The sequence below is a fragment of the Streptomyces sp. NBC_00203 genome, assembly GCF_045206325.1.
GTDB lineage: Bacteria > Actinomycetota > Actinomycetes > Streptomycetales > Streptomycetaceae > Streptomyces > Streptomyces lutosisoli.
In genome coordinates, this window is record NZ_CP108126.1 from 7,630,649 (window position 1) to 7,644,980 (window position 14,332).

A 14,332-nucleotide genomic window follows, 5' to 3' on the forward strand; every position below is an offset into this window, starting at 1 on the left:
CATATTCCGACAGGGGAGCGCCACAGCGCTGAGAGTGCGGCAGCCGGGTCACCGGTGGGCCGCAGACCCTCAGAACCTTGCCCAGGTCATTCTGGGTAGGAAGTTCGGTCATTACTCGAGCTGTTGCGCCCTGCCCGGGAACCGTCAGAGGTTCCCGGGCAGGGCCGCGTCTCTTCCTGGTCAGCCAGGAGGAATTCAGTGAGCACCACCAAGACGTTCACGGCCGTCGTCGTCGGCCTGGGCCTCGTCACGCTCTCCGCGTGCGGGTCGTCCGACAGCAGCGGTTCGGCGGACTCGAAGACCGTCACGCTTGTCAGCCACGACTCGTGGGCCGTCTCCAAGAGCGTCCTCAAGGACTTCGAGAAGCAGTCCGGCTACACGGTCAAGGTCCTCAAGGACGGCGACGCCGGGCAGGCCGTCAACAAGGCGATCCTCACCAAGGACAACCCGCAGGGCGACGTCTTCTTCGGCGTCGACAACACCCTGCTGTCGCGGGCGCTCGACAACGGGCTGTTCCAGTCGTACGAGGCCAAGGGCGCGGACCAGATCCTCCCGGAGTACCGGGTCGACCAGGACAAGCATCGCGTCACGCCCATCGACTCCGGCGACATCTGCGTCAACTACGACAAGGCCTACTTCAGTGAGCACAAGCTGACGCCGCCGCAGTCCTTCGACGACCTGATCAAGCCCGAGTACAAGAACCTGCTCGTCACCGAGAACGCGTCCACGTCCTCGCCCGGCCTCGGCTTCCTGCTCGGCACCGCCGCCAAGTACGGCGACGACGGATGGCAGGACTACTGGAAGAAGCTCAAGGCCAACGGTGTGAAGGTCGTCGACGGCTGGGAGCAGGCCTACAACGACGAGTTCTCCGGATCCGCCGGCGGCAAGAAGGCCAAGGCCGACCGGCCGCTCGTCGTCTCGTACGCCTCCTCGCCGCCCGCCGAGGTCATCTACGCCGACCCGAAGCCGACCACCGCGCCCACCGGTGTCGCGACCGGCACCTGCTTCCGCCAGGTCGAGTACGCGGGGCTGCTCAGCAACGCCAAGAACACCAAGGGCGGCAAGGCGTTCATCGACTTCCTGGCCACCAAGGAGTTCCAGGAGGACATGCCGCTGAACATGTTCGTGTACCCGGTGGTCAAGGGCGCCACGGTGCCCGCCGAGTTCACGGAGTTCGGCCCGCAGGCCAAGGACCCCGAGATCCTGGCCCCCGCCAAGATCGCCGCCAACCGTGACCAGTGGGTCAAGTCGTGGACCTCGCTCGTACTGAAGTAGCCAAGGCGGCGCCCAGGAAGCGCGGGAGCGCGACGCGGCTCGGCCTCATGGCCCTGCCCGTCGCGTTCTTCGCCGTCTTCTTCGCCTACCCCGTCGCCGCGATCGTCGCGCGCGGCCTCAAAGTCGACGGGGCCTGGCAGCTCGGGCGGATCGGTGACGTGCTCGCGCAGTCCGACATCCGGCACGTCCTGTGGTTCACCACCTGGCAGGCGCTCGCGTCGACGGTGCTCACGCTGCTGATCGCGCTCCCCGGCGCGTATGTCTTCGCGCGCTTCGATTTCAGGGGCAAGCACGTCCTGCGGGCCGTGGTGACGGTGCCCTTCGTGCTGCCGACGGTCGTCGTCGGTACGGCGTTCCTGGCGCTGGTCGGCCGGGGCGGGATGCTGGACCAGCTGTGGGGCGTACGGCTGGACACCACCGTGTGGGCGATCCTGATCGCGCATGTCTTCTTCAACTACGCGGTCGTCGTACGGACGGTCGGCGGGCTCTGGTCGCAGCTCGACCCACGCCAGGAGGAGGCGGCGCGGATGCTCGGCCTCTCCCGGTTCGCGGCCTGGCGCAAGGTGACGCTGCCGGCCCTGAGCCCGGCCGTGGCCGCCGCCGCGCTCATGGTCTTCCTCTTCACCTTCACCTCCTTCGGCGTGGTGCAGATCCTCGGCGGCCCCACCTTCTCCACCCTCGAAGTGGAGATCTACCGGCAGACCTCGGAGATCTTCGACCTCGCGACGGCGGCGGTGCTGACGATCATCCAGTTCGTGGCGGTGGGCGCGATCCTCGCCGTGCACGCCCGGACCGTACGGCGCCGGGAGACCGCCCTGCGCCTGGTCGCCCCCGAGACGACCGCCCGCCGGCCGCGCGGGCCCGGACAGTGGGCGCTGCTCGCCGGAGTCCTGGCGTCCATCGCCGTACTGCTCGTGCTGCCGCTCGGCGTGCTCGTCCAGCGCTCCTTCGACACCCCCGACGGCTATGGGTTCGCGTACTACAAGGCACTGACCTCCGAAGACGGCGGCATCTTCCTCGTCGCGCCGATCGAGGCGATCGGCAACTCGCTGGAGTACGCGCTCGCCGCCACCGCCATCGCCGTACTGATCGGCGGTCTGGCGGCCGCGGCGCTCACCCGCCGGAACACGGGCCGTCTCGTACGAGGCTTCGACGCGCTGCTGATGCTGCCGCTGGGCGTCTCCGCGGTGACCGTCGGCTTCGGATTCCTGATCGCGCTCGACGAGCCGCCACTGGATCTGCGGTCCTCCTGGATCCTGGTGCCGCTCGCCCAGGCGCTGGTGGGCGTCCCCTTCGTCGTACGGACGATGCTGCCCGTGCTGCGGGCGGTGGACGGGCGGCTGCGCGAGGCGGCCGCCGTGCTCGGGGCGTCGCCGTGGCGCGTGTGGCGCGAGGTCGATCTGCCCATGGTGCGGCGGGCGCTGCTGATCGCGGCCGGGTTCGCCTTCGCCGTGTCGCTCGGCGAGTTCGGGGCGACCGTCTTCATCGCGCGGCCCGACAACCCGACGCTGCCGGTCGCCGTGGCCCGGCTGCTCGGGCGCGCCGGTGACCTCAACTACGGCCAGGCGATGGCCCTTTCGACGATCTTGATGGCGGTGTGTGCGGTGGCGCTGCTGCTGTTGGAGCGCGCACGGACCGACCGGACCGGGGAGTTCTAGATGCTGCTGAGCCTCGAAGGCGCGACCGTACGCTTCGGCGGGCGGCCCGTGCTCGACGCCGTCGACCTCGATGTCGCCGAGCACGAGATCGTCTGTGTGCTCGGGCCCAGCGGCAGCGGCAAGTCCACGCTGCTGCGGACGGTGGCCGGATTGCAGCCGCTCGACGCGGGCCGCGTGGTACTGGACGGACGCGACCAGACGGGGGTGCCCGCGCACAAGCGGGGCGTCGGTCTGATGTTCCAGGACCACCAGCTCTTCCCGCAGCGGGACGTGGGCGGCAATGTGGCCTTCGGGTTGCGGACGCGCGGGGAGCCGAAGGCCCAACAGGCCGCGCGGGTACGGGAGTTGCTGGACCTCGTCGGGCTTCCGGGGGCTCATGGGCGCGCTGTCGCCTCCCTCTCCGGCGGCGAGCAGCAGCGCGTCGCGCTCGCCCGTGCCCTGGCGCCCCGCCCCCGCCTGCTGATGCTCGACGAACCGCTCGGCCAGCTGGACCGCTCGCTGCGCGAACGGCTGGTCGTCGAACTCCGGGAACTCTTCGGTGAGTTGGGCACGACCGTGCTTGCCGTCACGCACGACCAGGGCGAGGCCTTCGCGCTCGCCGACCGGGTCGTGGTGATGCGCGACGGACGGATCGCCCAGTCGGGTACGCCACTTGAGGTCTGGCAGCATCCCGTCGACGAGTTCGTGGCCCGCTTCCTCGGCTTCGACAACGTGGTCGACGCGACGGTGAGCGGGGAGGCCGCGGACACCCCGTGGGGGAAGGTCCCGATGCCGGAGGACGCCCCCCAGGGGCCGGTCACCCTCCTCGTGCGGCCCGCCGGCGTGCGGCTCGTGGACGCGTCGGACGGGCTGCGCTGCACCGTCGCCGCACGCACGTTCAGGGGCACCCATGTCGCCGTACATCTGCAACCGGAGGGCGCGCCCCGGCTCGAAGCGGCGTGCGCGCTGCGGGACGCGCCGGAGCCCGGTGACGTGGTCGGCGTGGAGTTCGACGCAGCCGAAATTGTCGTACTCGGGGAGCCCTCAGCCGCATAAGGTGCGGATCATGACGCTTCTCGGGCATGACCGCTACTGCGACGAGATCGAGCTTCAGGTGCGGCAGTTGAGGGATGTGGTGACCGGCGACGGCGCCGATCTGTCGGCCACCGTGCCGACCTGCCCCGACTGGTCGATGGAGCAGCTCGTGCGGCACACGGGCGGGGCGCTGCGCTGGGTGGAGTACCTCGTCCGAACGCGGGCGCAGGAGGTGGTTCCCGACGAGGGGGTTCACCTCGGCGAGGGGCCGGAGGGCGAGGGCGAACCGGCGGCCCTGGACGCCTGGCTCGCGGAGACCGGCGAGACGGTCGTTGCCGCGCTGCGGGAGGCGGGGCCCGACACGAAGGTGTGGGGGTGGGCCGGGGAGCTCACCTCCGGGTTCTGGGCGCGCCGGATGACGCACGAGCTGGCGATCCACCGCGCCGACGCGACGCTGGCCGCCGGGCTGCCGTACGAGGTCGGCCCCGAGGTGGCCGCGGACGCGATCGACGAGTGGCTGGGGATCGTGGAGTACGTGCAGCGGACGCAGCCGCACGACGCGGCGGCGGAGCTGCGCGGGCGGGGCCGCAGCATCCATCTGCACGCCACCGACACCGGCCCGGAGCTGAACGCCGAGTGGGTGGTCGAGCTCGCCGAGCAGGGCGTCACCTGGCGCCGCGGACACGAGAAGGCGACCGTCGCGCTGCGCGGCCCGCTCACGGACGTACTGCTGGGCTTCTATCGCCGACTGCCGCTGGACGGCGGGCGGTTGGAGGTACTGGGGGAGCGGGAGCTGCTGGACTTCTGGCTGGAGCGCGCGACCTTCGGGTAGGCGCGGCCGCACAGGCGTGTGGCCCGCCCCCACATCTCGGGGGCGGGCCACACGTTTCGTACGGGTGTGCGTCAGCTGGACTTCGACGCGCCACGGCGGCGCATGCCGAAGAACACCGCTCCGCCACCGACCACGACGAGCGCACCGGCGATACCGGCGATCATGCCGGTGTTGGAGCTCGCACCGGTCTCGGCGAGGTTGGAGTCACCGGCCGCCGGGGACGGGGAGTTCTCGCCCGTCGTCGCGGGAGCGGTGGTGCTCTCGGAGGCCGACGGGGTCGGCGTGTCCGAAGGCGTCTCCGAGGGGGAGGGGGTCTCCGACGGCTTCGGGGTCTCCGAAGGCTTCGGCGTTTCCGTGGACTTGCACGCCTCGGACGGCGCGGTCACGTTCGGCGAGACGTCCTCGTCGACTATGTTCCCGGCCTTGATGTGGACGCGGTACTGGGCGTTCGGGGCCCAGTCCTCCGAGAACGTGACGATGGCGCCCTTGGCGGTGCCGGTCACCGTCTGCTCGCCGATCTTCTTCGCGTCGGCGCCGTTGGACTCAAGGAAGATCGAGACGGTGGCCTCCTTGCCCGAGGCGTCCGTGTCGGTCACGGTGATGATGCCCTTCCCGTTGTCGTCGCAGGAGGCGACGGCCGAGAAGTCACGGATGTTGCAAGCAAGTGCGTTGCCGGCGACGCCGAGCGCGAGCGCGGCCGAGGCGGAGGCAACACCGAGGATTCGCACGGAACGTGCGGTGCGGCGAGATATGGACACGATTGCCCTTCACAGATTGCGCAACTGCGGGGGGTGAGTGGGGGCGCCCTGTCGTGGCATCCGCTGCGACAACAGCACCCCCAGGAGTCTCACAGGTTTATAAGCGCCGCCTAAGGGCTGTCAATGCATATGCCCTGCCGGGCCGTTGCCTTTGCCTCCTCATTAACCACCGAGGCGTTTGAGCGCTTCCGGAGCGTCCTCGATCCGGTCAACGAGGGCGATTCGGGACTCCATCGAGCGCTCCCGGGCCAACGACTGGAGAAGCGGCCAGGTGGGGTGTTTTTCGGTCCAATGCGCCCGGTTCACCAGGACCATGGGGGTGGGTTCGCCCCGGGACTCGTAGTAGTTCGGGGTCGCGTTGTCGAAGATCTCCTGTACGGTTCCGGCGGCGCCCGGCAGGAAGACGACGCCCGCGTTCGAGCGGGCCAGCAGACCGTCCTCGCGGGTCGCGTTGGCGAAGTACTTGGCGATGTGTTCGGCGAAGGCGTTCGGCGGCTCGTGGCCGTAGAACCAGGTGGGGATGCCGACCGAGGGGCCGCCGGCGGGCCAGCGCTCCCGAACCTCGAAGGCGGCGCTCGCCCAGTCCGTCACCGAGGGGGTGAACGACGGCGCCTTGGCGAGGAGTTGCAGGGCCTCGGTGAGCATCTCGTCGCCGAAGGGGGCCGCGTACGCGCCGAGGTTCGCCGCCTCCATCGCGCCCGGGCCGCCGCCGGTGGCCACCGTGAAACCGGCGCGCGCCAGCTCACGGCCGAGGCGCGCCGCGCCCGCGTACGCCTCGGTGGCGCGCGCCATCGCGTGGCCGCCCATCACGCCCACCACCCGTGCGTCGACGAGGAGTTCGTCGAGCGCGTCCGAGACGCAGTCGTCGTGGATCGCGCGCAGCATCGACGCGAAGACGTCCCCGTCGGCCTTGGTCTGCTGGAACCAGGCGTACGCGCGGGCGTCCGGCGTCGCCTCATAGCCGGCGTCGAGCGCGTCGAAGAGCTCGGCGGGCGAGTAGAGCAGGCCCCGGTACGGGTCGAAGGGCAGCCCGGGCACGGGCGGGAACACCAGCGCGCCCGCGGCCCTGACCTTCGCCGCCGCCTCGGGGTCCATCGCGCAGCCGAGGAAGACGGCGCCCGCGGTGTCCACCGACAGCAGCGCCGCCGTACGGTCCGTCAGATCGACTGCCTGAACACGGAATTGGGCGAGCGAGCCGCCCGCCGAGACCACCTCGTCGAACTCGGCGAGGGACTCGATCTCACGGTCACGCGAGGCGTGAAGGGGTGTCGGCTGCACCCGTTCATGCTAGGGGGCTTCTGATGGATCTCCGCGGCGTCGCGACGCCCAGCACGCCCTCTCGCCGCACCGGACGAAAGCCCTAGTAGCTCCGCTACGAGGACTTCCGCCCGGCACGCCGAGAGCACGCACCGAACGCCGCTCCTTCTCCCACGGATATCCATCAGAAGCCCCCTAGGCGCGCCGCCCCGAGGCCGGCGCGCGGACCCCTGTACCGCGCGCCTGGCTGCCTCGGCCGTTGTCACGCGGGGATCAGCCCTGGACCGCCGCCGGGTCCATCCACATGACCTCCCAGGTGTGGCCGTCCGGGTCGTCGAAGGCGCGGCCGTACATGAAGCCGTGGTCCTGCGTCTCGCCGGTCGCCGTGCCGCCCGCCGAGAGCGCGCCGTCGACCAGCTCGTCGACCTTCTCGCGGCTCTCCGCGCTCAGACACAGCAGCACCTCGCTGGTCTTCGTCGCGTCCGCGATCTGCTTCTTCGTGAAGTCCGCGTAGCGCTGCTTGCTCAGCATCATCGCGATGATCGTGTCGCTGATCACCACGCAGGCACAGTCGTCCGTCGTGAACTGCGGGTTGATCGTGTAGCCGAGCTCCGTGAAGAACTTCTTCGACGTGTCGACGTCGGCCACGGGCAGGTTCACGAAGATCATCTGCTGGTACATGTAAGGGTCTCCCGTCGGTGATGTGCCGTTCGGAGGGATAGACCGGGGGCCGGTGCCGAACTCATCGCTCGGCGCGGAACTTTTTCGTATCTCTCTCGTACGGGGTTCAGCGGATCGGTTCGTCCGGGGATCAGCGGCCCAGGGGGAGCGCGGCCAGCTCGGCGACCGCCCAGGTCAGCGGGGCGAACACGGCGAGCAGTGCGCCGACGCGCAGGGCCGCGGCGCTGCGGAGCAACGCGCTGGGCGCCCCCAGCCGCAGCAGCGCCGCCGTGGTGTCCGCGCGCGCCTGCTTCGCCTCGACGGCGGCCGTCGCCAGGGTCAGCAGCGTGCACCCGGCGACCAGCAGGGCGCCGAGGGTGGTCAGCGGGCCGAAGTCGGGGCGGGCGCCCGTGTACAGCGTCGCCATGGCGTACCCGCCCGACGCCACCGCGCACACCACACCCAGCGGCTGCCCGATACGCCGCGACTCCGTCTGCAGCACCCGCCCGGCGAGCAGCCGCCGCGCACCCGGCCGTACGGCCTGCAACAGCCGCCCGCACAGATACGTGATCGCCGGCCCCGCCAGCGCCAGGCCGACCGCCGTCAGCACCCAGCCGACCAGCACCCCGGCCGGACCGCCCACGAAACCGCCGGGCAGTTCGAGCCCGGGGGCCGCTGAGGCCGAACGGCTCGCGTACGTCTCCACGGCGAGGCCCGCGGCGAGCGCGGCCGCGCCCCAGGGGAGGCCGCCCGGGGTGGACTCGGGGGGCGGGAGCCGGCGGGGGTCCAGCTCGGGGGTGGGTTCGGGCATGGGTTCGCCGGCGTGAGCGGACCCGTTGAGCGACTCGGATCCGTCGTACGGGGCCGGGAGACCGGAGTGATCGTGTTCGACCACGTCCGCGCGGGCGCCGGAGTGCTCGCGCACGTCTCGGCGGGCGTCCTCGGAGGCGTACTCCTCCGCCGTCCAGTGGAAGTCGGGGCGGTCGGGGGCCGCCGTGTCCTCCTGGGCCACGGGGAGGTCGTGCCCGGTGGGGGAACCCGCGTCCGCGCTCCCCTCGGCCGCATCCGCTGTACCGGCCGCGGCGGCCGTGTCGACCACCGTGGATGTTCCACGACCGCGGTCCGCGTGCCGCCCGCCCCGCCGGGTCCCGCGCTCCGCCGCGTTGCCCAGCACGCTCTGCCGCGCCGCGATCCACGTACGGCCGTACGACCGTGTTCCCCCCTGTGGCTTTCCGCCGTGCGGGCGCAGGACGAGCGCCACCGCCATCGAGGCCGCGACCGGCGCCAGGGTCAGCAGGGTGAGGGCCGCGGGCAGCGGGAGGGGCTCGTCCGCGGCGAGGAACTCCGCCGCCGCGCCGTCGAACGGCATACCCGTCAGGTCGCCGCGCAGATGGAGGAAGAAGAGCAGGGCGAGCAGGGAGCCGAGGGTGGTGGACAGAGCCGTGGTGACGGCGGCGACGGCCATCAGGCGGCCCGGCCCGAGGCCGATGGCGGAGAGGCCGGGGCGGGGGCGGGTGCCGGGGTCGGTGCGGGCGACCGCGACCGCGAAGTACACCGTGGCGGCGAGCGGGACGACACACCAGGCAAGGCGCAGGACGCTGGCGGCCGAGGCGTCCGGATGCGCGATCGCGTACCCCAGCGTGCACAGCAGCAGGAACCCGGTGCCCGCCGAGGCGGCGGCGACCAGGAGCCGGCGGACCTGGACGAGGGGCTGGGCCCCGCGCGCTAGACGGAGAGCGAGCACGCGGCCCGGCCTTCCGCCTCGGCGACCGGGGGCAGGTGGACGGTGTTCACGCGCCGTCCGTCGAGCAGCGACACCGTGCGGTCGGCGAGCGCCGCGGTGTCCGCGTCGTGCGTGGCGAGGACGACCGTGATGCCGTGCGAGCGGGCCGCCGTGGTGAGCGTGCGCAGCACATGGGCGCGGTCGGCGCGGTGCAGCGGGGCGGTGGGCTCGTCGGCGAAGAGCACGGTGGGGGCGGGGACCAGCGCGCGGGCGATGGCGACGCGCTGCCGCTCGGCCTGGAGCAGGGCGTGCGGGCGCTTGCGGGCGCAGCCGCCGATGTCGAGGCGCTCCAGCCACTCCAGGGCGGTGGTCTTGGCGGCCCTGCGTCCGCAGCCGCGCAGCATCAGGGGCAGCGCCGCGTTCTCCCAGGCGTTCAGCTCGGGGACCAGCACCGGGGCCGGGTCGATCCAGCCGAAGCGGTTGCGGCGCAGCCGTTCGCGGGTGAGCGGGCCCATGGTGTGCACGGGCGCGCTGTTGAACCAGACCTCGCCCTGCTGGGGCAGCAGCTGGCCCGACAGGCATCGGAGCAGGGTCGTCTTGCCGCTGCCGCGCGGGCCGCCGACGGCCAGGATCTCGCCCTCGCGGATGCCGAGCGAGACACCGCTGAGCGCGGGCGAGCCGTTGTGCTTGACGTGCAGGGCGCGTGCCCAGAGCACGTCGTTGTCCGGCGGGGCCACCATCGCGTACACCTCGTTCAGATCTGATTCACCGAGCCAAGTCCCCCGGACGGGGGAACGAAGGCAGGGCCGATCGGTCACTGGGCACGCTAGGTATTCGGCGGCGGGAGGCCGGACAGCACGCGGCCCCGGGCCGCCGTTTCTCACTCGAACGGACGGCACCGGGGCCGATGTTGATCAGCTGATCAGTTGCGCGGCGTTTACAGCTTCGTCCACGCCTCCGTCAGCACCTGACGGATGATCCCCTCGATCTCGTCGAAGGTCGACTGGTCGGAGATCAGCGGCGGCGACAGCTGGATGACCGGGTCACCGCGGTCGTCGGCGCGGCAGTAGAGGCCGTACTCGAAGAGCTTCTTCGAGACGAAGCCGTAGAGCACGCGCTCCGACTCCTCGTCCGTGAAGGTCTCCTTGGTGGCCTTGTCCTTCACCAGCTCGATGCCGTAGAAGAAGCCGTTGCCGCGGACGTCGCCGACGATCGGCAGGTCGTGCAGCTTCTGCAGCGTCTGGAGGAAGTTCGCCTCGTTGTCCAGCACGTGCTGGTTGAGGCCCTCGCGCTCGAAGATGTCGAGGTTGGTGAGTGCCACGGCCGCGGAGACCGGGTGCCCGCCGAAGGTGTAGCCGTGCAGGAAGGTGTTGTCGCCCTTGTAGAACGGCTCGGCGATGCGGTCCGAGACGATGGTGGCACCGATCGGGGAGTAGCCCGAGGTCATGCCCTTGGCGCAGGTGATGATGTCCGGGATGTAGTCGAACTTGTCACAGGCGAACATCGTGCCGAGGCGGCCGAAGGCGCAGATGACCTCGTCGGAGACGAGCAGCACGTTGTACTGGTCGCAGATCTCGCGCACGCGCTGGAAGTAGCCGGGCGGCGGCGGGAAGCAGCCGCCGGCGTTCTGCACCGGCTCCAGGAAGACGGCCGCGACGGTCTCGGGGCCCTCGAAGAGGATCTCCTGCTCGATCTGGTCGGCGGCCCAGCGGCCGAAGGCCTCGGGGTCGTCGCCGTGGATCGGGGCGCGGTAGATGTTGGTGTTCGGGACCTTGTGCGCGCCCGGGACGAGCGGCTCGAAGGGGGCCTTCAGGGCCGGCAGGCCGGTGATGGACAGGGCGCCCTGCGGGGTGCCGTGGTAGGCGACCGCGCGCGAGATGACCTTGTACTTCGTGTGGTTGCCGGTGAGCTTGTGGTACTGCTTCGCCAGCTTCCACGCGGTCTCGACGGCCTCGCCGCCGCCCGTGGAGTAGAACACCTTGTTCAGGTCGCCCGGCGCGTAGTGCGCGAGTCGCTCGGCGAGCTCGACGGCCTTGGGGTGGGCGTAGGACCAGATCGGGAAGAAGGCCAGCTCCTGCGCCTGCTTGAAGGCGGTCTCGGCCAGCTCCACGCGGCCGTGGCCGGCCTGGACCACGAACAGGCCCGCGAGACCGTCGAGGTAGCGCTTGCCCTTGTCGTCGTAGATGTAGGTGCCCTCACCACGGACGATGGTGGGAACGGGCGCGTTCTCGTACGAGGACATGCGGGTGAAGTGCATCCACAGGTGGTCGTACGCGGTCTTGCTGAGGTCCTTGGTGCTCACGGCTATCGGGTTCCCCACATGTAGGTCTGCTTCTTGAGCTTCAGGTAGACGAAGCTCTCGGTGGAGCGCACGCCGGGCAGGGCCCGGATGCGTTTGTTGATGACGTCCAGCAGGTGGTCGTCGTCCTCGCAGACGACTTCTACGAGGAGGTCGAACGAGCCCGCGGTCATCACCACGTACTCGACTTCCGACATGGCAGTCAGTGCTTCGGCCACCGGGTCGAGGTCGCCCTCGACATTGATGCCCACCATCGCCTGCCTGCGGAATCCCACGGTGAGCGGGTCCGTGACGGCGACGATCTGCATCACGCCCTGATCGAGCAGCTTCTGGACGCGCTGGCGCACGGCCGCCTCGGAAAGGCCGACGGCCTTGCCTATAGCGGCGTACGGGCGGCGCCCGTCCTGCTGGAGCTGCTCGATGATGGCGAGGGAGACGGCGTCCAGCTGGGGACTGCCGTTCCTGGACTCGCGGGAGTCCCTGGGGTCTGCGCTTCGACTGGCCACGAGCTCACTGTGCACGACGTCTCGACAGTTCCGCAAGGCCGTAGCGATGAAATTCGTTGTTTACGGGTACGTGTCTTGCGGATTTCGCAGTTCTGGGGCGACCAGGGGTGTTGAAAACGTGGAGGCACGGATTAGGGTGGGACCCTCAGGCATCTCAGGTAGTGGACACCTGATTCGTTGGACATCCGACAGGAGGGCCGGGCAGTGAGCACCGAGCTGCGTCGTCTGCGCAATTACATCGGCGGAGAGTTCCGCGATGCCGCCGATGGACGGACCACGGAGGTGGTCAACCCCGCGACCGGCGAGGCGTACGCGACCGCGCCGCTCTCCGGCCAGGCGGACGTCGACGCCGCGATGGCGGCCGCCGCCGAGGCCTTCCCGGCCTGGCGCGACCAGACCCCGTCCGAGCGTCAGAAGGCCCTCCTGAAGATCGCGGACGCGTTCGAGGAGCGGGCCGAGGAGCTCATCGCGGCCGAGGTGGAGAACACCGGCAAGCCGATCGGGCTGACCCGGTCCGAGGAAATCCCGCCGATGGTGGACCAGATCCGCTTCTTCGCGGGCGCCGCCCGCATGCTCGAGGGCCGCTCGGCCGGCGAGTACATGGAGGGCATGACCTCGATCATCCGCCGCGAGCCGATCGGCGTCTGCGCCCAGGTCGCGCCGTGGAACTACCCGATGATGATGGCGGTGTGGAAGTTCGCCCCCGCGCTCGCGGCCGGCAACACGGTCGTCCTGAAGCCGTCGGACACCACCCCGGCCTCCACCGTCCTGATCGCCGACATCATCGGCGGCATCCTCCCCAAGGGCGTCTTCAACGTCATCACCGGCGACCGCGACACCGGCCGCCTGATGGTCGAGCACCCGACCCCGGCGATGGCCTCCATCACCGGCTCCGTGCGCGCGGGCATCTCGGTCGCCGAGTCGGCGTCCAAGGACGTCAAGCGCGTCCACCTGGAGCTGGGCGGCAAGGCCCCGGTCGTCGTCTTCGAGGACACCGACATCGCCAAGGCCGTCGAGGACATCTCAGTCGCGGGCTTCTTCAACGCCGGCCAGGACTGTACGGCCGCCACCCGCGTCCTCGTCCAGGCGTCCATCCACGACGAGTTCGTCGCCGCGCTGGCCAAGGCCGCCGCCGAGACGAAGACGGGCCAGCCGGACGACGAGGACGTCCTGTACGGGCCCCTCAACAACCCGAACCAGCTCAAGCAGGTCGCCGGCTTCATCGAGCGGCTGCCCGCCCACGCGAAGGTCGAGTCCGGAGGCCACCAGGTCGGCGAGAAGGGCTACTTCTACGCCCCGACCGTCGTCTCGGGCCTCAAGCAGGACGACGAGATCATCCAGAACGAGGTCTTCGGCCCGGTCATCACCGTCCAGTCCTTCTCGGACGAGGCCCAGGCCATCGAGTGGGCCAACGGCGTCGACTACGCCCTCGCCTCCTCGGTCTGGACGAAGGACCACGGCCGTGCGATGCGCCTGTCGAAGTACCTCGACTTCGGCTGCGTGTGGATCAACACCCACATCCCGCTGGTCGCCGAGATGCCGCACGGCGGCTTCAAGAAGTCCGGCTACGGCAAGGACCTGTCGGCGTACGGCTTCGACGACTACACCCGCATCAAGCACGTGATGACGTCGCTGGACAGCTGATCACCGCATGAACCGCGCGGCCCCGGACGGGAGTTGATCCCGTCCGGGGCCGCGGTGTTCCCCCTCCGCGGTGGTCAGGCGTTCTCGGGGACGCTGCTGAGCGAGGGGAGGTCCGGCTTGCCGGGGTGTCCGGGCTCGACGTGCCGGCGCAAGGCGGGCGGCTCCCCCTTGCCGGGGGTACTGGGCAGCGCGGGCAGACCGTCCGGCGCGTCGGGGAAGGTGATGCCGACCGCCTTCAGGATCGACTCGCACGCGTCCAGCGCGTCCTGGTAGCCGTCGGCCGTCGGGTCGAAGTCCTTCCCGGCGACGCGCACCCGCAGGGTCGCCCTCCCGTCCTTGTCCTTCGCGGCGTGGAAGCCGGGGAAGTACTTCTGGCCCTGCTCGCGCATGCAGGCGGCGAAGTTCTTGTTCGCCGTGTTCACATCGCCCGGGGCGTTCGCGGTCGGCTCGTACGCGATCGCCAGAGCCGCTCCCTTGGCCGGCTCGGCGGGCCGGGACGACGTGGGCGACGCGGTCGTCCTGGCAGGCGTGTCGGACGCCGAAGCCGTGGACGCGCTGACCGTGCCGAGCGTGGCGGCGGTGATCAGGGCGCAGGCCAGGGCGAGGCGTCGGGGCCGGGTGGCCAGAGTGGGCATGGGGTTCCTCCTGGTGGTGGGGCAGCCGTGCTGACGTACTCCACCCAAGCTCCGAGGCGGTTACGGCACGG

Annotated in this window: 13 protein-coding genes and 1 riboswitch; of the genes, 5 read left to right on the forward strand and 8 right to left on the reverse strand. The window is 70.6% G+C overall.

The features are described from left to right. The first annotated feature begins 1 nt into the window (after position 1). Positions 2 to 120: riboswitch (TPP riboswitch) on the forward strand. A 78-nt stretch (positions 121 to 198) separates the two neighbouring features. The 4 genes from OG975_RS34180 to OG975_RS34195 are packed head-to-tail and all read left to right on the forward strand — an operon-like array spanning position 199 to position 4,779. Then, positions 199 to 1,275 (forward strand): thiamine ABC transporter substrate binding subunit, encoded by a 1,077-nt coding sequence (locus OG975_RS34180; protein ID WP_406333151.1) that lies wholly within the window; start codon positions 199 to 201, stop codon positions 1,273 to 1,275. Beyond that, positions 1,251 to 2,933: an ABC transporter permease gene (locus OG975_RS34185; RefSeq protein WP_406333153.1), complete on the forward strand. Its 1,683-nt coding sequence runs from the start codon at positions 1,251 to 1,253 to the stop codon at positions 2,931 to 2,933. The genes OG975_RS34180 and OG975_RS34185 overlap by 25 nt, the downstream gene beginning before the upstream one ends. Next, positions 2,934 to 3,968 carry an ABC transporter ATP-binding protein gene (locus tag OG975_RS34190; RefSeq protein WP_406333155.1) on the forward strand — a complete coding sequence of 345 codons (1,035 nt, stop codon included), beginning with the start codon at positions 2,934 to 2,936 and terminating at the stop codon, positions 3,966 to 3,968. Positions 3,969 to 3,978: 10 nt separating this feature from the next. Then, the gene (locus tag OG975_RS34195) at positions 3,979 to 4,779 is read left to right on the forward strand and encodes a maleylpyruvate isomerase family mycothiol-dependent enzyme (RefSeq protein WP_406333156.1); all 801 of its coding nucleotides are present in this window, start codon (positions 3,979 to 3,981) and stop codon (positions 4,777 to 4,779) included. Between the two features lie 71 nt (positions 4,780 to 4,850). Here the strand turns inward: OG975_RS34195 and OG975_RS34200 are convergent, their stop codons facing one another. From OG975_RS34200 to OG975_RS34230, 7 genes are all read right to left on the reverse strand, one after another. Then, the gene (locus OG975_RS34200) at positions 4,851 to 5,507 is read right to left on the reverse strand and encodes an LAETG motif-containing sortase-dependent surface protein (protein ID WP_406333157.1); all 657 of its coding nucleotides are present in this window, start codon (positions 5,505 to 5,507) and stop codon (positions 4,851 to 4,853) included. A gap of 192 nt (positions 5,508 to 5,699) precedes the next feature. Beyond that, the gene (locus tag OG975_RS34205; protein ID WP_406333159.1) at positions 5,700 to 6,815 is read right to left on the reverse strand and encodes an LOG family protein; all 1,116 of its coding nucleotides are present in this window, start codon (positions 6,813 to 6,815) and stop codon (positions 5,700 to 5,702) included. A gap of 252 nt (positions 6,816 to 7,067) precedes the next feature. Beyond that, complete coding sequence (locus OG975_RS34210) at positions 7,068 to 7,475, reverse strand: VOC family protein (protein WP_406333161.1); 408 nt, start codon at positions 7,473 to 7,475, stop codon at positions 7,068 to 7,070. Positions 7,476 to 7,605: 130 nt separating this feature from the next. After that, positions 7,606 to 9,198 (reverse strand): hypothetical protein, encoded by a 1,593-nt coding sequence (locus OG975_RS34215; protein ID WP_406333163.1) that lies wholly within the window; start codon positions 9,196 to 9,198, stop codon positions 7,606 to 7,608. Next, positions 9,180 to 9,917: an ABC transporter ATP-binding protein gene (locus OG975_RS34220; protein ID WP_406333165.1), complete on the reverse strand. Its 738-nt coding sequence runs from the start codon at positions 9,915 to 9,917 to the stop codon at positions 9,180 to 9,182. Before OG975_RS34220 ends, OG975_RS34215 begins: the two co-directional genes overlap by 19 nt. Before the next feature lie 197 nt (positions 9,918 to 10,114). Beyond that, positions 10,115 to 11,497 carry an aspartate aminotransferase family protein gene (locus OG975_RS34225; RefSeq protein WP_327432056.1) on the reverse strand — a complete coding sequence of 461 codons (1,383 nt, stop codon included), beginning with the start codon at positions 11,495 to 11,497 and terminating at the stop codon, positions 10,115 to 10,117. After that, positions 11,482 to 11,997 (reverse strand): Lrp/AsnC family transcriptional regulator, encoded by a 516-nt coding sequence (locus OG975_RS34230; RefSeq protein WP_327432057.1) that lies wholly within the window; start codon positions 11,995 to 11,997, stop codon positions 11,482 to 11,484. Before OG975_RS34230 ends, OG975_RS34225 begins: the two co-directional genes overlap by 16 nt. Before the next feature lie 189 nt (positions 11,998 to 12,186). On the opposite strand from OG975_RS34230, the gene OG975_RS34235 reads away from it, so the two are divergent. After that, positions 12,187 to 13,626: a gamma-aminobutyraldehyde dehydrogenase gene (locus tag OG975_RS34235; protein ID WP_406333166.1), complete on the forward strand. Its 1,440-nt coding sequence runs from the start codon at positions 12,187 to 12,189 to the stop codon at positions 13,624 to 13,626. A 74-nt stretch (positions 13,627 to 13,700) separates the two neighbouring features. Here OG975_RS34235 and OG975_RS34240 read toward each other — a convergent pair whose 3' ends face one another. Next, positions 13,701 to 14,261 (reverse strand): hypothetical protein, encoded by a 561-nt coding sequence (locus tag OG975_RS34240; protein ID WP_406333168.1) that lies wholly within the window; start codon positions 14,259 to 14,261, stop codon positions 13,701 to 13,703. Between the last annotated feature and the right edge of the window lie 71 nt (positions 14,262 to 14,332).

Bases quoted from the DNA above. Each gene is read 5' to 3' on its own strand.
- OG975_RS34190 (WP_406333155.1), top strand. From the start codon at position 2,934: ATGCTGCTGAGCCTCGAAGGCGCGACCGTACGCTTCGGCGGGCGGCCC.
- OG975_RS34195 (WP_406333156.1), top strand. From the start codon at position 3,979: ATGACGCTTCTCGGGCATGACCGCTACTGCGACGAGATCGAGCTTCAG.
- OG975_RS34210 (WP_406333161.1), bottom strand. From the start codon at position 7,475: ATGTACCAGCAGATGATCTTCGTGAACCTGCCCGTGGCCGACGTCGAC.
- OG975_RS34220 (WP_406333165.1), bottom strand. From the start codon at position 9,917: ATGGTGGCCCCGCCGGACAACGACGTGCTCTGGGCACGCGCCCTGCAC.
- OG975_RS34240 (WP_406333168.1), bottom strand. From the start codon at position 14,261: ATGCCCACTCTGGCCACCCGGCCCCGACGCCTCGCCCTGGCCTGCGCC.